Source organism: Streptomyces sp. NPDC052114, from assembly GCF_040680155.1.
Lineage (GTDB): Bacteria > Actinomycetota > Actinomycetes > Streptomycetales > Streptomycetaceae > Streptomyces.
On record NZ_JBFAWC010000007.1, the window covers coordinates 267,335 to 285,899 of the forward strand.

An 18,565-nucleotide genomic window follows, 5' to 3' on the forward strand; every position below is an offset into this window, starting at 1 on the left:
GGGGGTCGGAAGGACGGTCCCGCATCGGTCACGCCTCGGGGCGATCTGTTCGGGGGTGCCCCTTCACGCGTGAGCGGGTGCGGCCGTGGTCGTCGGCGGCATGAGGGCTTCCGCTTCGGGCAGCCGGACCTCATGGCAAGGGAAGGTCCGCGAAGTCTGCTGTGGCAACAGCTGGACGGCAGTTGTGAGTACGCCCGCGAGCTGGTGCGGACGGCGCGTCTGTTGGCCGACGAACAGCTGAGGCTCCTTGAGGAGAACCATCGGCTCAGGCATCAACACCAGGTCATTCGTGGGCGCGTGCGCGTCGTCCGCCTGCCGCGGCGGCTGTGAAGGTCGCTGTCCGGGTGCGGGTGCGGGTGCGGGTGCGGGTGCGGGTGCGGGGGCGCGGGGGCGGCGGTGCCTGCCTCCGCTCACCCCGGATCGGCAGGTCCCGTCAGCCGCGCCGCCGACGCGATCGTCGAGCGCGCCTCGCGGTCGGTGAGGCCGACGCGGACCGCCGCTTCGACGAGCTGCGGCGCGAGGATCTCGCCGATGCCGTTCTCGTAGGCGCGGCAAGCGGCCCAGAACAGTCGGGTATTGCGCTGGCCCTCGTGCGCGGCGAGCACGAACTGCACCAGCCCCTGCCCGCGTTGGGCCTCCGTGTCCGGGTGTCCCGCAGGCGTGGAGGCGGAGGGCGGGGGCGCGTGGTGGTGCGCGCGCGGTGGGGGCGTGAGCAGGCGCAGCAGCGCGGGCGGGCAGGGCGCGGGCGGCAGTTGGGCCGTGCCCGGCACGGTGCCGTAGACGCCCTGGTCGGTCCGGGAGCCGGGTCCGACCAGGTAGCCGCCCGCGCCGCGGATGTCGATGCCGGGGGCGAGCCGGCCCGCAGAGTTGGGGATCACGGTGTCCGCCGGACCGGCCAGCCAGATGTGGCGGCCGCCGCTCGGCGTGGTCACGACGACGGTGTCGGGGATCGTGAAGAGGTGGCGCAGCGCCAGTGCGCGCAGGGCCGCCGAGGCGTCCGTACCGGACTTCACGTCCAGGTCGATGCCGATCAGATGGTGCGGCGGCAGCCCGCAGGCGATCCCGTAGCCGGTGGCCCAGGGGGCGGCGGCGAAGAGTTCGCGGATGCGCCGCGGGTCGGTCGTCGCGTCGTACACCCCGTGCCCGAGGCGGCCGCACGCGCCGTGGCAGGGGCCGGGGTGGGGGTCTTCGTGGTGGGGGGAGCGCAGGGCGGGGAGCTTGGTGCGGGACAGGGGGATCACCGCGAGGCCGCGCTCGGCGGCGGACAGCGCGTGGGCGAGCGCCAGGGTGGTGGCATGGCGGTCGATGGTGGCCATGACTTCATTTTCGTACGTACGTTCGAAGAAGGGAAGAGGGAGCGAGCGGCGAGTGGTGCTGTGAGGCGGGAGGCGGCGCCGACGGGCGGGGAAATGTCGTCCTTGTGGCGCCGCTCGGTCCGTACAGAAGGAACGCTTCGCCTCTTGCGGGGGCCGGGGTGTGCCGCGGGGCGGGCGAGGCGCGTGGCGCTGAGCAGGGGATTTGAGGGGGCGGCGTGGGTTTATCTACTTGTCCTCACGCTTGCGGGGGAATTGGGCCGTCCTGGGTAGTTCGCCGGGGATTCGGTGGGCAACTCTGATTCCGCGACGTCGTGCAGAACTCCGAGGCGGTCGGCCAACTGCCTTGGGAAAAGCCGTACTTCTGGTACTTCCGGCCCTGTGTCGGTGCGTACCTCCCCATTCTGGAGGAATAGACATGGCAAGCATCCGTACCGCCCGCGTTATCGCCGCTGCCGCCGCCCTGCCCCTCGCGGCCGCGCTCTTCTCGGGCGTCGCGATGGCCGACAACGGCGCCTTCGCGAACAACGGATCGAACGCGGGAGTCGCCACCGTCAACGGCAGCGGTGTCGGCGGCAACAACCACGGCAACTCGTCCACGACGCAGCAGCAGGCCGTCGGCAGCGGTGCCTCGAACCAGAGCAACACCGCCCAGGTGAACGGCTCGGCGTTCACGGCGATCGACCAGTCGAACGAGAACATCGCGGTCAACTTCACCGAACTCTGGTGAGCCGACGGCCTCTGGAGTTGCTCGGGACGACTCCAAGGGGCACGCACTGTGGGGTGTGACGGTCCTGTGCGGCGGTGCTTCGGCACCGCCGCACAGGCGTTTTCGGGGCCGATCAGCGCTTTTCCGGCGGGATTGCTTGGGGTCGATCGCAGCTCCTCCGGCGGGAGCCCCGGGGTGGGTCGACTCTCTTGACACCGGTACGGGATCTGACGGACAGTCAGAAACCCTTGTCGGTACGAGACGGAGAGGCCGCCACCGTGCACCTCGCCCCCACCGAACGCCAGCGGCGGCTGCGCGCCGAACTGCGCGCCTACTTCCGGGACGTGATGCCCGACGGGCCGCCCGGCGGCGCGGACGTGACGGGGCAGCGCGGCCTGTTGCGCCGCATCGGCGCCGACGGGATGCTCGGGCTCGGCTGGCCCGTCGAGTACGGCGGTCAAGGGCGCGGCGCCGACGAGCAGTTCGTCTTCTTCGACGAGGCCTACCGCGCGGGCGCGCCCGTGTCGATGGTCACCCTGAACACCGTCGGGCCGACCCTCATGAAGTACGGCACCGAGGAACAGAAGGCCTTCTTCCTGCCCCGCATCCTCAGCGGCGACCTCGTCTTCGCGATCGGCTACAGCGAGCCGTCCGCCGGCACGGATCTGGCCTCGCTGCGGACCCGGGCCGTGCGCGACGGCGACGGCTGGCTGATCGACGGCCAGAAGATCTTCACCTCGAACGCGCAGAACGCCGACTGGATCTGGCTGGCCTGCCGCACCGACCCCGAGGCCCCCAAGCACCAGGGCATCTCCCTCATCCTCGTGCCGACGGACGCGCCGGGCTTCTCCTGGACGCCGATCGAGACCGTGGGCGGCCTGACCACGACGGCGACCTACTACGACGGGATCCGGGTGCCCGCCGCGAACCTCGTGGGCGAGGAGAACGGCGGCTGGGGCCTCATCACCAACCAGCTCAACCACGAGCGGGTCGCGCTCGCCGCGATCGGCATGCAGGCCGAGGACTTCTACGCCGCCGCGCTGGACTGCGCGCGTACACCCGATCCGGTGACGGGTGAGCGCCGGATTGACGCGCCGTGGGTGCGTTCCAGGCTGGCCGAGGTGCATGCCCGACTGGCGGCGACACGCCTGCTCAACTGGCGTTTGGTGGGCGACGTGGGGGCGGGCCGACTGGCGCCGGGCGACGCGAGCGGCGTGAAGTTCATGGGAACCGAATCGGCCGTGGAGGTGTACCGAATGTGTCAGGAGATCACGGGCGAGGCCGGGCTGGTGCGGGCCGGTTCGTCGGGTGATGTCGGGGGCGGCGAGCTGGAGCGGATGAACAGGGCGGCGCAGATCAACACGTTCGGGGGCGGGGTGAGCGAGGTGCAGCGGGAGATCGTCGCGACGATGCGGCTCGGCATGCGGAGGGGGCGCCGGTGACGACGGGACAGCAGGAGACAGTGGCGGCCGGTCCGCGCGAGCTCGCGTACGAGGAGCTGAAGGCGTTCGAGGGCAGGCCCGCGGCACAGGCGGGGTTCGGCAAGGACCCGGTCAACGAGCCGATGATCAGGCACTGGTGCGAGGCGATGGGCGACACCAACCCGGCGTACGGCGGGGCGGATCCGGTGGCCCCGCCGACGATGCTTCAGGCCTGGACGATGGGCGGACTGTCCGGGCACGAGGGCAGGACACCGGCGTACGACGACTTGCTCGCGCTGCTGGACGGCGCCGGGTACACCTCGGTCGTCGCCACCGACTGCGAGCAGGAGTATCTGCGGGCGCTGCGGCCCGGCGACGAGATCACCTTCGACGCGGTGATCGAGTCGGTGTCGGAGCGCAAGACGACCAAGCTCGGCACGGGCCACTTCGTCACGACGCGGATGGACGTCCACGCGGGCGGCGAACTCGCCGGGACGCACCGCTTCCGCATCCTCAAGTACGCGCCGGCGCGGCGGAAGCCGAAGGGCAGACGCCCCCGCCCGGTCATCAACCGCGACAACGCGGGCTTCTGGGAGGGCGTCGCCGCGCACCGCCTGCTGATCCAGCGCTGCGGCGGCTGCGGCGAGCTCCGCTTCCCGTGGCTGCCCGGGTGCAACGCCTGCGGCTCGCCCGAGTGGGACACGGTCGAGGCGAGCGGCGAGGGGACGGTCTACTCGTACGTGGTGATGCACCACCCGCCCTTCCCGGCCTTCGACCCTCCCTACGCCGTGGGGCTCGTCGAACTGGCGGAGGGCGTGCGGATCGTCAGCAACGTGGTCGGTGTGCCGTGCGACAAGGTCCGGATCGGGATGCCGGTGCGGCTCGCATTCCAGCGGGTGGACGCGGAGTTGGAGCTTCCGGTGTTCCGGGCCCTGGAGGAGACGTCCGGGGGCGTGGTCTGACATGGACTTCACGCCCACGGAGGAGCAGGCGGCCGCGCGGGATCTCGCCGGGGAGATCTTCGGCGATCTGGCGACACCGGAGCGGCTCGCGGCGGCGGGGACCGGCTCGGACGCCGAGCTGTGGAAGGCGCTGTGCGCGGCGGGACTGCCGGGCGCGGTGGAGGACGTGGGCCTGCTCGGCCTGGTCCTGCTCCTGGAGGAGCAGGGGCGGACGACGGCCCAGGTGCCGTTCGCGGCGAGCTGTGTGTACGGCCTGCTCGCGGTGGCCGCGCACGGCACGGCCGAGCAGCGGGACCGGCTCCTGCCCGCGCTGCGGCAGGGGGAGGAGATCGCCACGGGAGCGTTTCCGGCCCGGGGCGGGGTGACGGCGGCAAAGAGCGGGGCACTGAGCGGCACGGTGCCGTGGGTGCCGTGGCTGAGGGACGCGACGCTGGTCCTGGTGGCCGCGGCCGACCGGAGCCTGTGGCTGGTGCGGGTCGCCGACGCCGGGGTGGAGCCGGTCGAGCTGACGGCGCCGTGGTCGGCCGGGCGGCTCGTGCTCGACGGGACGCCCGCGGAGCGCCTGGGCGAGGCGTCGGCGTACGGCGGGTCGACGGTGTCCGCCGACGGGACGGTGTCCACCGACGGGACGGTGCCCACTGACGGGGCGGTGTCCGCGGACATGACGGCGTCCGCCGAGGTGACGGTGTCCGCCGACGGGACGCCGTACGACGACGTGCTGGCCTGCGCGCGCACGGCCTTCGCGGGACTTCAGGCGGGTGTCTGCGCGGGCTCGCTGGCCCGCGCCGTGGCCCATACGAATGAAAGGGAGCAGTTCGGGCGGCCCCTGGCGGCCAAGCAGGGCGTCCAGCTGCGGGCCGCCGACGCCCATATGGACACCGAGGCGATCCGCGTCACGGCCTATGAGGCGGCCTGGCGCCGCGACGCGGGCCTGTCGTTCGGCACGCACGCGCTGACCGCGGCCTGGTGGGCGTCGGGGGCCGGCAGGCGCGTGGTGCACGCGGGCCAGCATCTGCACGGCGGCATGGGGGCCGACCTCGACCATCCCGTGCACCGGCACTTCCTGTGGGGGCGGCAGGTGGACGCGTATCTGGGCTGCGGGAGCGAAGTACTGGACGAGCTGGGCGAGTTGATCGCGAAGGGGGAGCCGGCATGAAGGCACAGGGAGCGGCCCTGATGAGAGAGGGCGAGGAGCTGCCGCCGCTGGAGATCCCGATCACCCGGACGCTGATCGTCGCCGGCGCCGTCGCCTCCCGCGACTACCAGGACGTGCACCACGACGCGGAGCTCGCGAAGGCCAAGGGCTCCCCCGACATCTTCATGAACATCCTGACGACCAACGGCCTGGTCGGGCGCTACATCACCGACCACTTCGGCCCCGCCGCCGTCCTGCGCAAGGTGGCGATCAGGCTGGGGGCGCCCAACTACCCGGGGGACACGATGGTGCTGACCGGCTCCGTGGACCGTGTCGAGACGACACAGGAGGGCGACACGGCCACGGTCGCGGTCGTCGGGGCCAACGGCATCGGCAGGCACGTCACCGGCACGGTCACGGTGACCCTCCCCTCGGGAGGCGCCGCATGAGCGTCCTGACGCGTGACACCCTCGGCGGGAAGGCCGCGATCGCCGGGATCGGGGCCACGGAGTTCTCCAAGGACTCCGGGCGCAGCGAGCTCAAGCTGGCGGTGGAGGCCGTGCGGGCCGCGCTCGACGACGCCGGTCTCGCCCCCGCCGACGTCGACGGCATGGTCACCTTCACGATGGACACCAGCCCGGAGATCACCGTCGCCCAGGCGGCCGGCATCGGGGAGCTGTCCTTCTTCTCCCGTATCCACTACGGCGGCGGCGCGGCCTGCGCCACGGTCCAGCAGGCGGCGCTCGCGGTGGCGGCGGGAGTGGCCGAAGTCGTCGTCTGTTACCGCGCGTTCAACGAACGCTCGGGGCGCAGATTCGGCTCAGGAGTGCAGCAGCGCGAGCCGTCCGCCGAGGGCGCCGCACTCGGCTGGTCCCTGCCGTTCGGTCTGCTCACCCCCGCGTCCTGGGTGGCGATGGCGGCCCAGCGCTATCTCCACACGTACGGCCTGACGCCGGAGGTCTTCGGGCACGTCGCCGTCACCGACCGGAAGTACGCGGCGACCAACCCCGCCGCGTACTTCCACGGGAAGCCGATCACGCTCGCCGACCACGCCGCGTCCCGCTGGATCGTCGAGCCCCTGCGGCTCCTGGACTGCTGCCAGGAGACGGACGGCGGCCAGGCGATCGTGGTCACGAGCGTGGAGCGGGCCCGCGACCTGCCGCACCCGCCGGCCGTGATCGTGGCGTCGGCCCAGGGCGCGGGGCGGGCGCAGGAGCAGATGACCAGCTTCTACCGCGACGACCTGAGCGGCCTGCCCGAGATGAGCGTGGTGGCACGGCAGTTGTGGCGCACCTCGGGGCTCACCCCGAAGGACATCGACGTGGGGATCCTCTACGACCACTTCACACCGTTCGTGCTGATGCAGCTGGAGGAGTTCGGGTTCTGCGCGCCCGGTGAGGCGGCGGGCTTCGTCGCCGAGGAGCGGCTCCCGCTGAACACGCACGGCGGGCAGCTCGGCGAGGCCTACCTGCACGGGATGAACGGCATAGCGGAGGCCGTCCGGCAGACGCGGGGCACGTCCGTGAACCAGATACCGGGCGCCGCGCGCACCCTGGTCACGGCGGGCACGGGCGTCCCCACATCGGGGCTGATTCTGGGGTCGGACGGCTGAACGCGGCGCGTGTCCCGGGGCCGCGCCGGGGCCGGGCCCGTTCACTCGCCCTATGCGCCTCCGAAAGATGATCATTGGATTTGTCCTCGTCCTGACGGCCCTGACCCTGGACCTGACCGCGTCCCCACCGGGCGTGGCGTCCTCGGGGAACACCGAGCCCGCCCGCACGGCGCCCACGCGCACCGCGCCTGCCGCCACCAAGGTGGCGACCTTCCGCGGCTGGGCGTTCGACACCTGCCTCACCCAGTCCGTCGACACGATGCGGCGCTGGCGGTCGTCCAGCTACCGCGCGGTGGGCGTCTACTACGCGGGCCGAGGCCGGGCCTGCAAGCGTCAGCCGCACCTCGACCACGCCTGGATGCGCGCGGTGCAGCGCATGGGCTGGCGGGTCCTTCCGGTGTACGTGGGGTCGCAGTCGCCCTGCGTGGTGGCGAAGAACAAGAAGGGAGTACGCATCGGACGGCACCCCTGGACCCAGGGGAAGCGGGAGGGACGCGACGCGGTCCGCAGGGCGAAGGCACTCGGCATGCGGCGGCCCAGCCCGCTCTACCTGGACATGGAGGCGTATGCGCACCAGAAGAAGAGCTGCGCGCACACCACGCTCTCCTTCGTCCGCGCCTGGGACCGCGAGGTGCGCAGGCACGGCTACGTCCCCGGTTTCTACAGCAGCGCCGACTCCGGCGTGCGGCACATGGAGGCGGCACGGCGGGCGGGGGTGCGGGATCTGCCCGCGGTGATGTGGTTCGCGCGCTGGCACACCAAGCCGCACCTGTACCGCGAGCCCGAGCTGAAGCGTCACGCCTGGCGCCCGGCACGCCGCATCCATCAGTACGCGGGGAACGTGAAGGAGCGGCACGGCGGCCGCACCCTGTTGATCGACCGCAATCTGGTGCATGCACCCGTGGCGCGCGTGCGCTAGGCGGCGCGCCGAGCGATGGATGCGCCGGGGTGATGCTGGGGGATGAACCCTCAGGGGTGTGCTCCGCCTCCTCCACCTGTAGGAGGTGGGGCCAGCACCATTCGTACAACCTGAGGCGGACACCGCTTCGGGACCTGCGGCCGATCCGCTGCGGTAGGGGGCGCTTCTAGCGTGGAGCCATGACCGCATCCATGGTGTCCGTGTGCACCGGCGCATCGAAGGCCGCGACGCGGGGCACGGGTCCGGCCCGGCCCGCCGGCCCCTCGGCGTACCCGTCGTTCGCGTCCTACGTACGGGCGCGCCAGCCCGTACTGCTGCGCACCGCCCGCTCGCTGACCGCGAATCCGAGCGATGCAGAAGACCTGCTGCAGACCGCGCTGACCAAGACCTATGTCGCGTGGGAGCGGATCCAGGACCACCGCGCGCTGGACGGCTATGTGCGCCGCGCGCTGCTGAACACGCGTACGTCGCAGTGGCGCAAGCGCAAGGTCGACGAGTTCGCGTGCGACGAGCTGCCGGAGCCCGATGTGACGCCGGTGGGGGACCCGGCCGAGCAGCAGGTGCTCCGTGACGCGATGTGGCGCGCGATCATGAAGCTGCCCGCGCGGCAGCGGGCGATGGTCGTCCTCAGGTATTACGAGGACCTCAGCGAGGCCCAGACCGCTGAGGTGCTCGGTGTCTCCATCGGCACGGTGAAGAGCGCGGTGTCGCGTGCGCTCGGCAAGCTCCGTGACGATCCGGAACTGACGCCGGTCCGCTGAGCGCCGCCGTGCGGACCCGGTGGACCCGGCGGACGCGGCGGACCTGGCGGACGCGGCCAATGATCGATCATCTTCTGGAGTAGTGACATACCACGCGGTATGCGCGCAGAATCAGCGCAGCCCTTACTGCCGCGTAGGCCCTGTCGCCCCAGGAGGACGCCGTGCTGAGCACGATGCAGGACGTACCGCTGACCGTCACCCGCATCCTGCGGCACGGAATGACCGTGCACGGGACATCGCAGGTCATCACCTGGACCGGCGAGGGCGCCCCGCAGCGCCGCAGCTACCGCGAACTCGGTGAGCGCACCGCGCAGCTCGCCCACGCGCTGCGCGAGGACCTCGGCGTCACGGACGACGAGCGCGTCGCGACGTTCATGTGGAACAACGCCGAGCACGTCGAGGCCTACTTCGCGGTGCCCTGTATGGGCGCGGTCCTGCACACCCTCAACCTGCGCCTCCCCGCGGACCAGCTGACGTGGATCGTCAACCACGCCGCCGACCGCGTCATCATCGTCAACGGCTCCCTGCTCGGCCTCCTCGCGCCGCTCCTGCCGCAGCTGACGAGCGTCGAGCACCTGGTGGTCTCGGGCCCCGGTGACCGCTCCCTGCTGGCGGGCGCCCGCGCCCAGGTGCACGAGTACGAGGAGCTGCTCGCCGGGAAGCCCACCGACTACGCCTGGCCCGAGCTGGACGAGCGCACCGCGGCCGCCATGTGCTACACCTCCGGCACCACCGGCGACCCCAAGGGCGTCGTCTACTCCCACCGCTCCATCTATCTGCACTCCATGCAGGTCAACATGACCCAGTCGATGGGGCTCACGGACGCGGACACCTCCCTGGTCGTCGTCCCCCAGTTCCACGTCAACGCCTGGGGTCTGCCGCACGCCACCCTGATGACCGGCGTGAACATGCTGATGCCGGACCGCTTCCTGCAGCCCGCCCCGCTCGCCGAGATGATCGAGTCGGAGCGGCCCACGCACGCGGCCGCCGTCCCCACCATCTGGCAGGGCCTGCTCGCCGAACTCACCGCCAAGCCGCGCGACGTCAGCTCGCTCGGCCAGGTCACCATCGGCGGCTCGGCCTGCCCGCCGTCGCTGATGGAGGCGTTCGACCGGCTCGGCATGCGGGTCTGCCACGCCTGGGGCATGACGGAGACGTCGCCGCTCGGCACGGTCGCCCGCCCGCCGGCCCACGCCATCGGCACCGACGAGGAGTTCGGCTACCGGCTCACGCAGGGCCGCTTCCCTGCCTCGGTCGAGGGCCGCCTGGTCGGCCCCGGCGGCGAGATCCTGCCCTGGGACGGCGAGTCGGCCGGTGAGCTGGAGGTGCGGGGCCCCTGGATCGCGGGCGCCTACTTCGGCGGCGCGGGCGGCGAGGTCCTGCGCCCCGAGGACAAGTTCAGCGAGGACGGCTGGCTGAAGACCGGTGACGTCGGCGTGATCACCCCGGACGGCTTCCTGACCCTCACCGACCGGGCGAAGGACGTCATCAAGTCGGGCGGCGAGTGGATCTCGTCGGTCGAGCTGGAGAACGCCCTGATGTCCCACCCGGACGTCGCCGAGGCCGCGGTCGTGGCCGTGCCGGACGAGAAGTGGGGCGAACGTCCCCTCGCCACGGTCGTGCTGAAGGAGAACGCGACCGCCGACTACGCCGCGCTGCGGGACTTCCTCGCGGACAGCGTCGCCAAGTGGCAGCTGCCCGAGCGCTGGGCCGTCATCCCCGCCGTGCCGAAGACCAGCGTCGGCAAGTTCGACAAGAAGGTCCTGCGCAGGCAGTACGCGGCCGGCGAGCTGGACGTCACGCAGCTCTGAGGCCACCCGGCTCCGGGGGGCACCCGGCTCTGAGGTCACGCAGCCGCGGGCTTTCGGGTGCGTATCGCGGTCGTCGTCCAGCTGAGCGTCAGCCAGAGGGCGGCGATCGCGCACACGCCGGTCCATCCCCAGTGGGTGAACGCGGTGCCCGCCAGGGCGGAGGCCAGCGCGCCACCCGCGAATCCGGCCACCACATAGGCGGTGTTGGCGACGGCCGGGGTGGAGGTCGTCGTCAGTGCGAGCGTCTGGTTGGCGATGTGGCCGGCCACCAGCGCCATGTGGATCGTGACCGCCGCCGCGCACAGGGCCCACAGCGCCCCGCCGCCCAGCCAGAACAGCGGCACCGACACCGCCGCCAGGACATACGCGGCCGAGACGACCTTCGCCGCGCCGAACCGGTCGACGAGGCCGCCCGCGAGCGGCGCCACGACGGACGCCGCGAGACCGAACAGGCCGAAGAGGCCGGCGGTGGCGGTCGTCATGCCGTACCCGTCGCCGTCGCCGGTCAGCAGCAGGGCCAGCGAGGTCCACAGCGCGCTCCACGCGCCGTACATCCCGCCTTGGCGTATGCAGGCGCGGCGCAGCTCGGCGGAGCCCCGCACCACGCCCGGCAGTCGGGCGAGCCCGGCGAAGAGCGGTCCCGGCCGGCGTCGGCGCTCGGCGGGCAGCACGGCGGCCGAGGCCAGGCCGAGCAGGGCCGTGAGGACGGCGGCGCCCACGAAGACGTACCGCCAACCGAAGGCCTGGCCGACGAGACCGCCGAGGACGCGGGCCGCGACGACACCGGTGAACAGGCCCGCTATCAGCGCCGCGACATGGCTCGCCCGCCGGTGCGCGGGCGCCCGCTCGGCGACCAGCGGCACGAGCAGCTGCGGCACGACGGTCGCGGCGGACGCCACCAGGACGGCGGCGGCGAGCGCGGTCGTGCCCGAGGCGGCGGCGCCCAGGGCGAGCGCCCCGGCCGTGACGAGGGAGAGCCCCGCGACGAGCCTGCGGCGGTTCACGCTGTCGCCGAGCGGGGCGAAGAACAGCAGCCCCGCGGCGTACCCGAACTGGGCGACCGAGGCGATCCACGCGACGGCCGACGGCGTGGAGCCGAAGTCGCGCGCTATCAGGGGGAGCAGCGGCGCGGCGACGTAGATATTGGCGGCCGTCACCGCCGTGCAGACCGCGATGAGGAGAAGGAAGAGGCCGGGCGGGACGGCGCGAGGGGTGGACGCGGGGGTGGGTGTGGGCGCGGGGGACGACCCGGATGCCGACGGGGCGGGTGCCCGTACCGGAGCTTGTGTCGGTGGTTGTGCTGTTGAGGACATGAGTGAGCGGGACTCCTTCGCATGACTCCGCGACGCGACGCGCTGATGGCGATGGACCCGGTCACCGGCGCAGACGTCGGTGACCAGCGGAAACACTGTCAACCAACTGGTTGGTTGGAAAAAGTCTGCGCCCGTCCGCGTCGCCGTGTCAAGCAACCAACCAGTTGGTTGCCCGAAAGGGTTCGCCTACCCTGGGCCCATGGCAGTGAGAGACCCCGAGGCCACCAAGGCGCGGATCTTCGAGGCGGCGGTCGCCGAGTTCGCCCGGTACGGCATCGCGGGCGCCCGCATCGACCGCATCGCGAGCGAGGCGAAGGCCAACAAGCAGCTCATCTACGCCTATTTCGGCAACAAGGCGGAGCTGTTCACCCAGGTTCTCGAGAAGCGCATGCTGGACATGGCGATCGCCAACCCCGTCGACGCGGACGACCTGGACGGCTGGATGGACCGGCTGATGGACTACCACGCCGCCCACCCCGAACTGCTGCGCCTCCTCTTCTGGGAGGGCATCGAGTACGGCACGGACGAACTCCCCGACGAACGGGAGCGCCGCGACCACTACGACCGCAAGGTCTCCGTGCTCGCCGACGCGCAGGCCCGGGGCGTCATCAGCGACGAGATCCCCGCGGCCCACCTGCTCTTCATGGTCGTCGCCCTGGCGGGCTGGTCCACGGCCGTGCCGCAGATGCGGCGGATCCTCGTCGGCGACGAGGATGCCGACAGACAGCGGCTGCGCGCCTCGATCAAGGCGGCGGTGCGGCGCATCACGGTCTGAGGCCGGAGGACCCCAACGGCCTGAGGCCGGAGGACCCCACCGGCCGCCGGTCCGTCCGTCAGTTCGTGCCGATCTTCGCCAGCAGGTCCACGATCCGGCCCTGCACCTCGGCGCTGGTGGAGCGCTCCGCCAGGAACAGCACCGTCTCGCCGGCCGCGAGCCGCGGCAGCTCCGTCTCGTCGACGGCCGCGGTGTAGACGACCAGCGGGGTGCGGTTCAACTGCCCGTTCGCCCGCAGCCAGTCGACGATCCCGGCCCGGCGGCGGCGCACCTGGAGCAGGTCCATCACCACGAGGTTCGGCCGCATCTGCGCCGCGAGCGTCACGGCGTCCGCGTCGCTCTCGGCCCGCGCGACCTGCATGCCGCGCCGCTCCAGCGTGGCGGTCAGGGCGAGCGCGATCTCCTCGTGCTCCTCGATGAGCAGGACGCGCGGCGGGTGCTGCTCGCTGTCGCGCGGCGCGAGGGCCTTCAGGAGTACGGCGGGGTCGGCGCCGTACGCCGCCTCGCGCGTCGCCTGGCCGAGGCCGGCCGTCACGAGAACGGGCACCTCCGCGGCCACGGCGGCCTGCCGCAGCGACTGCAGCGCCGTACGCGTGATCGGCCCGGTCAACGGGTCCACGAACAGGGCGGCGGGGAACGCCGCGATCTGCGCGTCGACCTCCTCGCGCGAGTGCACGATCACGGGGCGGTAGCCGCGGTCGCTGAGCGCCTGCTGCGTGGTGACGTCGGGCGCGGGCCACACCAGGAGGCGGCGCGGGTTGTCCAGCGGCTCGGGCGGCAGCTCGTCGTCCATCGGCCGGGGCTGGGGACGGTTCGAGACCTCGATCGCGCCGCCGGGGCCGTCCAGCGGCTCGGGGCCCTCGTCGGCGTCCTCGTCCGGCGCGCCGATCGCGTACGAACGTCCCGTGCCCTCGGTCGCGGACCCGATACGGGACTGCGGGTGCGCCGGAGCCGGGGACCCGGGCTGCTGGGGCTGCGGGGACTGGGGATGCGGGCGGGCCGAGGCCTCGGCCCGTTCGTCGGCCGCGGGCGCGGGCGGCGTGGCCAGCCTGCGCCGGCGCCCGGAACCGCTGACCGAACCGCCGAGCGAGCCGCCTGGCGTGGACGGCTGCTGGACGGCGGGACCCGCCGCGCCCTGCCCCTGAGCCTGGCCCTGACCCTGAGCCTGGCCCTGGTGCGGGGGCTGCGGCTCGGTGCCGGATTCCTGCGGCGCCTGGGACGAGGGCTGCGGCATCGGACCCGCCGCCTGCCCCTGCTGACCGGCTTGCTGACCGGCCTGCTGGGCGGCCTGCGGACCGGTCTGGGGACCCGCCTGCGGCGGCAGCGGAGGCTGTGGTGCCTGCGGGATACGAGGGTTGCGCGGCGACTGCTGACGCCCCTGCGCGGGAGCGGCGGCACCGCCCTGCTGGTCGGCGATCTGCTGCCCGAACGGGACGCCCTGCCCGAGCGTACGCACGCTGATGGCGCGCCCCTGCGTCGAGTTGGGGTCGCCGGGCGCGGCCTCGGCGGGCAGCGGCTGGGCCGCACGGGACTGCGGTCCGTGCTCCGGCGGGAGCGCGGAGCCTCCGGGGGGCGTCGGCACGCCGTGCGCCGGGGTGCCCGCGGAGTGCGGGGTGCCCTGCGCGGGCACGCCGTCGGCCGGAGTGGTGCCGTCGGGCCACGGCTGCGGGGCGGGCAGCGGGCCGGGCTCGGCGGCCTGCTCGCGCTGCTCCTGCGCCTCGTGCGGCTGCCGGCCCTGCGACGGCTCGCCCTGCGAGGGCTGTACGGCACGCGGGTCCACCGGCGCCTCGGGAGCCCCAGGAGCCCCGGGAGCCGCCGGATTCACGGGACTGATGGGACCCGAGGGACCCGCGGGACCTCCGGCCACCGGTCGCCGGGAGCGGCGGCGGCCCGTCGGGGCCTCCGTCGGGTGCGGCTGCGGCGGCGTGTGGTCGTCGGCCGTGTCCTGCGGTACGCCGGGGCGCGGGGCCGTGGTGTGCTGCCCGGTGTCGTCCTGCGCGGCCGCGGGTGCCTGTCCCGCGTACGCCTGGCCCGTCCGCCCCGGTGCGTCCTGACCGGCCGCCTCCTCGCCCGGCGTGCGGTCGGCCGCGGCGGGCGGCAGCGCGAAGACGCGCCCGCTGTTCGCCTCCTCCGCGGCGGCCCGCTCCTTGGCGGCGGCCAGCGCGCGTCGTGCCCGCCGTCCCGTGGGACGCGCGGCGTCGCCGCCCGCTTCCAGGGCGGCGAGTTCGGTACCCGGGGCGTTGCCCTGGGCGGCGCCCGCGTGGGTGCCGGAAGTCTCCGAAGGTCCCGAGGCCAGCGCGGGCAGCGCGCGCTGCTCACCGTCCCGCCGTGCGCGCCGGCCCGTCGGCTCCGCGGGTACGGGCACGCCCTGCGGCGGCACCGTCTCGCCCAACGCGGCCGATCCGGCCGCGTGCTCGGCCGCCGTCATCACGGACCCTTCGGCGGCACTCGGCCGACCACGCCGACGCCCCGTGCCGCCGGACGTCCCGCCGGAAGCCCCACCGGACGTCTCCGAAGACGGTGCCCCCGCTTCCGGGGACCCCGCCGGATCCATCGCCACCGCGCCACCGAGGGACTCGGGGCTCTCGGGAGCCGCTCCCGCCGCGCGCCTGCGCCGTCCCGTGCCGGTCGCCGGGACGGACGGGACGCCGGCCCCGCCCTCCGTACCGCCGGACGTGTCCGCGGCTCCCGGAAGGCCGCTCTCCAAGAAGGAGTCCACGGAGGAACGCCGGGCCCGCCGACGCCCGCCGCCCGTGGCGGCCGACGCCTGCTCGGGCACCACGACCGAACTGCCCAGACCGGCACCGGCTCCCGCGGAGCCCGCCTCCGTAGAGGCCGCCCCAGAACCAGCAGTCTCCGGAGAAGCCACCCCGGAACCAGCCGTCTCCGAAGAGGAAGGCGAAGAGGAAGGCAAAGAGGAAGCAGGAAGGGAAGCCGGAGCAGAAGCGGGAGAAGCCCCCGCAGAACCCGCCGGCCCCGCGGCCCCCGCTTCAAGGGCCCCCGCAGCCCGCGCCTCAAGGGCCCCCGTCGCCCCCGCCGCCACGATCGGCACCTCAAGCACATACGCGCTGCCGCCCATGCCCGGCACCTCGTGCGTCTGCAGCACGCCTCCGTGCGCCCGCACGATGCCCCGCACGATCGGCTCGTGCACCGGGTCTCCCCCGGCGTAGGGCCCCCGCACCTCGATGCGGACGACCTCGCCGCGCTGGGCGGCGGCCACGACGATCGTCGAGTCGACGTAGCCGCCCGCGGCACCGGCGCCCGCGCCGACGTCCGCGCGGGTGTTGCCCGTCGCGTCGATCCCCGCCACGTCGGCGACGAGGTGCGCCACCGCGGTGGCCAGCCGTTCCGCGTCGACCACGAGCTCTATGGGCGGCGCGTGCACCGCGAACTGCGCGCGTCCGGGGCCGATCAGCTCGACCGCGCCCTCCACGCCGGTGGCGATGACGGCGTCGAGCAGGACCGGCGTGAGCGTGAGCTGTTCGTCGCCGGCGTCGAGCCGCTGGAAGCCGAGGACGTTGTCGACGAGGGTGGTCATCCGGGCGTACCCGGCCGACAGATGGTGCAGGACCTGGTTGGCCTCGGGCCACAGCTGGCCCGCGTCGTCCGCGGCGAGCGCGGCCAGTTCGCGGCGCAGCTCGTCGAGGGGTCCGCGCAGGGACGAACCGAGGACGGCGAGCAGCTGGTCGTGGCGCGCGGCCAGCGTCTCGTACCGCGTGGACTCGCGGTCGGCCAGCTCTTCGAAGCGGTCCTTCTCGCGCTCGGCGAGTGCCGCGTAGCGCTCCTGCTCGGCGGCGAGTTCCTCGGCGCGCTGCTCCTCGGCGGCCTTGATCTCCTCGGCCCTGCGCTCCTCGGCGGCCTTGATCTCCGCGTCGTGCCGCTCGGTGGCGGCGCGGAGCTCCTCCGCGTGCCGCGCGACGGCGGCCTCGTGCTTCTCGGCCAGCTCGTCGTAGGGCCTGCGGTCGGTGAACGTCATCACCGCGCCGACCAGTTGGTCCCCGTCGCGCACCGGCGACGTCGTCAGGTCGACCGGCACCCTCTCGCCGCTCTTGGACCACAGGACCTGCCCGCGCACGCGGTGCTTGCGCCCGGAGCGGAGCGTGTCGGCGAGCGGCGACTCCTCGTACGGGAAGGGCTCGCCGTCGGAGCGGGAGTGCAGGACCAGCGCGTGCAGGTCCTGCCCGCCGAGGTCGCTCGCGCGAAAACCGAGGATCTGGGCGGCGGCCGGATTGACCAGGACGACCCGTCCGTCGGTGTCCGTGCCGACGACGCCCTCGGCGGCGGCCCGCAGGATCATCTCCGTCTGCCGCTGCGAACGCGCGAGTTCGGCCTCGGTGTCCACGGTGCCCGAGAGATCGCGTACGACGAGCATCAGCAGCTCGTCGCCGGTGTACCCGTGGCTGTCGTACGCGTCCCTGCCGTCCTCCAGCGGGGAGCTGGTGACCTCGACGGGGAACTCGCCGCCGTCCGTGCGCCGCGCGACCATCCGCGTGGGCTTGGTGCGCCCGCGCTGGTCGATGGTGTCCGGGCGGCGCATGGACCCGGGGATCAGCCGGGAGTCGAACTCCGGCAGCAGATCGAGCAGCCCGCGCCCCACGAGTGCCGTGCCGGGCGCCTCGAAGGCCTCCAGCGCGATGGCGTTGGCGTTCACGACCGTGCCGTTGGCATTGACGAGGACCAGCGCGTCCGGGAGCGCGTCGAGTATGGCTGCGAGGCGAGCAGCGCCTCGGGATGGCCTGCTGCTCACGACGACGCTTCCTCCCTGATTACCGCTGCTTGCCGACCCGCTCAGGCCATCTTGCCCCTCGGCCCGTGGCGTGTCACGGGAGGGAGTCTACGGGGAGAGGTTGCGCGCGCGACGCCGGATGACAGGGAGGTCACACGCAGAAGATGTGAGTTTTCGGTACCGCCGGTCATGGGACGGCCGAGGTCACGGGTCACGAACCGGGCGAAGCCACAGGTCGCGGCCACCCGTCACGAATCGGCCGAACCCGCCCGTCGGGAATCGGCCGAACCCACCTGTCGGGAATCGGCCGAACCCGCCCGTCGTGAACCGGCCCACGGCCGCGCGGCGAAGCCGTCACGCACCGGCCGCGGGCAGCACGGGCACCAGCCCGTCCCACCGCGAGATCTCGCAGCCGTTGGAGCGGTCGTACGTGGCGTCGACGGGCCTGCCCTGCCAGGTCCCCGTGATGTGCGCGGTGGCGGGGCCGCCGTACTGCATCGTGCACATCGCGTCGGGCGGCACGGGAGCGAACGGGTCCTTGCCGTAGACCGTGACCTCCTCCAGCCGCGCGCACGCGCCCGCCGCGTCGGGGTGCGTGCCGCCCGTGGGGTGGCACTTCAGCTCGTACGTGCCGTCGCCCTCGCCCCCCGAGTCCGTGACCGTCACCGTGAGCCGGTCGGTCGGCGCCACGATCCCCGGGGCGGCGTGCGCGGCGGCGGGCAGGGCGGACAGCGCGGCGGCGGAGGCGAGTGCGGTGAGGGCGAGGCGACGCAGCATGAAGGGCTCCATGGAGAACAGAGGGTCAACGAACAGAGGACCGGGACAGTTGCTCTACCGCCTCTAACGCCGCGCGCCGCATGACGTTGCGGTGCCGTGGGACGCTTTGCCCTGCGGGCCGCGCGACTAGTACCGTGGGGACCGCGATTGGTGACACGCCACCAGGCTGTGTCATCATCTGCACGCACCCCCGCGCTCGCGCAGGTGTGCAAGCTGGAGGCGTCGCCTAGTCCGGTCTATGGCGCCGCACTGCTAATGCGGTTTGGGACTTAAATCCCATCGAGGGTTCAAATCCCTCCGCCTCCGCACCAAGATCCGAAGCCCCGGTCCG

The 18,565-nt window shown here is 73.1% G+C and carries 14 protein-coding genes and 1 tRNA gene; 11 read left to right on the plus strand and 4 right to left on the minus strand.

From position 1 onward, the window contains the following. Window positions 1–410: 410 nt before the first annotated feature. The gene (locus tag AB0L89_RS17975; protein WP_365141744.1) at window positions 411–1,316 is read right to left on the minus strand and encodes a bifunctional DNA primase/polymerase; all 906 of its coding nucleotides are present in this window, start codon (window positions 1,314–1,316) and stop codon (window positions 411–413) included. A gap of 415 nt (window positions 1,317–1,731) precedes the next feature. Here AB0L89_RS17975 and AB0L89_RS17980 point away from each other — a divergent pair, with 415 nt between their 5' ends. The 9 genes from AB0L89_RS17980 to AB0L89_RS18020 all read left to right on the plus strand — a co-directional run bounded on the left by AB0L89_RS17980 (window position 1,732) and on the right by AB0L89_RS18020 (window position 10,643). After that, on the plus strand, window positions 1,732–2,043 hold the full coding sequence (locus tag AB0L89_RS17980) for a hypothetical protein (protein ID WP_069886797.1): 312 nt from the start codon (window positions 1,732–1,734) through the stop codon (window positions 2,041–2,043). A 257-nt stretch (window positions 2,044–2,300) separates the two neighbouring features. Further along, the gene (locus AB0L89_RS17985; protein ID WP_365142022.1) at window positions 2,301–3,464 is read left to right on the plus strand and encodes an acyl-CoA dehydrogenase family protein; all 1,164 of its coding nucleotides are present in this window, start codon (window positions 2,301–2,303) and stop codon (window positions 3,462–3,464) included. Next, window positions 3,461–4,405, plus strand: a complete 945-nt coding sequence (locus tag AB0L89_RS17990) for a bifunctional MaoC family dehydratase N-terminal/OB-fold nucleic acid binding domain-containing protein (protein ID WP_365141747.1) — start codon at window positions 3,461–3,463, stop codon at window positions 4,403–4,405. Before AB0L89_RS17985 ends, AB0L89_RS17990 begins: the two co-directional genes overlap by 4 nt. A 1-nt stretch (window position 4,406) precedes the next feature. Further along, window positions 4,407–5,561, plus strand: a complete 1,155-nt coding sequence (locus AB0L89_RS17995; RefSeq protein ID WP_365141749.1) for an acyl-CoA dehydrogenase family protein — start codon at window positions 4,407–4,409, stop codon at window positions 5,559–5,561. A 20-nt stretch (window positions 5,562–5,581) separates the two neighbouring features. Then, window positions 5,582–5,989: a MaoC family dehydratase gene (locus AB0L89_RS18000; protein WP_365142024.1), complete on the plus strand. Its 408-nt coding sequence runs from the start codon at window positions 5,582–5,584 to the stop codon at window positions 5,987–5,989. Next, window positions 5,986–7,152, plus strand: coding sequence for a lipid-transfer protein (locus tag AB0L89_RS18005; protein ID WP_365141752.1), 1,167 nt, complete (start codon window positions 5,986–5,988; stop codon window positions 7,150–7,152). Before AB0L89_RS18000 ends, AB0L89_RS18005 begins: the two co-directional genes overlap by 4 nt. A gap of 67 nt (window positions 7,153–7,219) precedes the next feature. Further along, window positions 7,220–8,071 (plus strand): DUF1906 domain-containing protein, encoded by an 852-nt coding sequence (locus AB0L89_RS18010; protein ID WP_365141755.1) that lies wholly within the window; start codon window positions 7,220–7,222, stop codon window positions 8,069–8,071. 179 nt (window positions 8,072–8,250) lie between these two features. Further along, window positions 8,251–8,832: a SigE family RNA polymerase sigma factor gene (locus AB0L89_RS18015; protein ID WP_365141758.1), complete on the plus strand. Its 582-nt coding sequence runs from the start codon at window positions 8,251–8,253 to the stop codon at window positions 8,830–8,832. 161 nt (window positions 8,833–8,993) lie between these two features. Then, window positions 8,994–10,643 (plus strand): long-chain fatty acid--CoA ligase, encoded by a 1,650-nt coding sequence (locus AB0L89_RS18020; RefSeq protein ID WP_365141761.1) that lies wholly within the window; start codon window positions 8,994–8,996, stop codon window positions 10,641–10,643. Window positions 10,644–10,678: 35 nt separating this feature from the next. Here AB0L89_RS18020 and AB0L89_RS18025 read toward each other — a convergent pair whose 3' ends face one another. Then, window positions 10,679–11,956, minus strand: coding sequence for an MFS transporter (locus AB0L89_RS18025; RefSeq protein WP_365141764.1), 1,278 nt, complete (start codon window positions 11,954–11,956; stop codon window positions 10,679–10,681). A gap of 199 nt (window positions 11,957–12,155) precedes the next feature. Here AB0L89_RS18025 and AB0L89_RS18030 point away from each other — a divergent pair, with 199 nt between their 5' ends. After that, complete coding sequence (locus AB0L89_RS18030) at window positions 12,156–12,731, plus strand: TetR family transcriptional regulator (protein ID WP_365141767.1); 576 nt, start codon at window positions 12,156–12,158, stop codon at window positions 12,729–12,731. Between the two features lie 58 nt (window positions 12,732–12,789). Here AB0L89_RS18030 and AB0L89_RS18035 read toward each other — a convergent pair whose 3' ends face one another. Both AB0L89_RS18035 and AB0L89_RS18040 read right to left on the minus strand, forming a co-directional pair. Further along, a complete protein-coding gene (locus AB0L89_RS18035; RefSeq protein WP_365141770.1) occupies window positions 12,790–17,478 on the minus strand; it encodes a PAS domain-containing protein in 4,689 nt (1,562 codons plus the stop codon). 333 nt (window positions 17,479–17,811) lie between these two features. Then, a complete protein-coding gene (locus AB0L89_RS18040; protein ID WP_365141773.1) occupies window positions 17,812–18,234 on the minus strand; it encodes an SSI family serine proteinase inhibitor in 423 nt (140 codons plus the stop codon). Window positions 18,235–18,449: 215 nt separating this feature from the next. On the opposite strand from AB0L89_RS18040, the gene AB0L89_RS18045 reads away from it, so the two are divergent. Continuing rightward, window positions 18,450–18,540, plus strand: a tRNA-Ser gene (locus AB0L89_RS18045). Window positions 18,541–18,565 lie beyond the last annotated feature (25 nt).

Excerpts from the sequence above, each read along its gene's own strand:
- AB0L89_RS18040 (WP_365141773.1), bottom strand. The coding sequence starts at position 18,234 with ATGCTGCGTCGCCTCGCCCTCACCGCACTCGCCTCCGCCGCCGCGCTG.
- AB0L89_RS18025 (WP_365141764.1), bottom strand. The coding sequence starts at position 11,956 with ATGTCCTCAACAGCACAACCACCGACACAAGCTCCGGTACGGGCACCC.
- AB0L89_RS18030 (WP_365141767.1), top strand. The coding sequence starts at position 12,156 with ATGGCAGTGAGAGACCCCGAGGCCACCAAGGCGCGGATCTTCGAGGCG.
- AB0L89_RS18010 (WP_365141755.1), top strand. The coding sequence starts at position 7,220 with ATGATCATTGGATTTGTCCTCGTCCTGACGGCCCTGACCCTGGACCTG.
- AB0L89_RS18005 (WP_365141752.1), top strand. The coding sequence starts at position 5,986 with ATGAGCGTCCTGACGCGTGACACCCTCGGCGGGAAGGCCGCGATCGCC.
- AB0L89_RS18015 (WP_365141758.1), top strand. The coding sequence starts at position 8,251 with ATGACCGCATCCATGGTGTCCGTGTGCACCGGCGCATCGAAGGCCGCG.
- AB0L89_RS18000 (WP_365142024.1), top strand. The coding sequence starts at position 5,582 with ATGAGAGAGGGCGAGGAGCTGCCGCCGCTGGAGATCCCGATCACCCGG.
- AB0L89_RS17995 (WP_365141749.1), top strand. The coding sequence starts at position 4,407 with ATGGACTTCACGCCCACGGAGGAGCAGGCGGCCGCGCGGGATCTCGCC.
- AB0L89_RS17975 (WP_365141744.1), bottom strand. The coding sequence starts at position 1,316 with ATGGCCACCATCGACCGCCATGCCACCACCCTGGCGCTCGCCCACGCG.
- AB0L89_RS17980 (WP_069886797.1), top strand. The coding sequence starts at position 1,732 with ATGGCAAGCATCCGTACCGCCCGCGTTATCGCCGCTGCCGCCGCCCTG.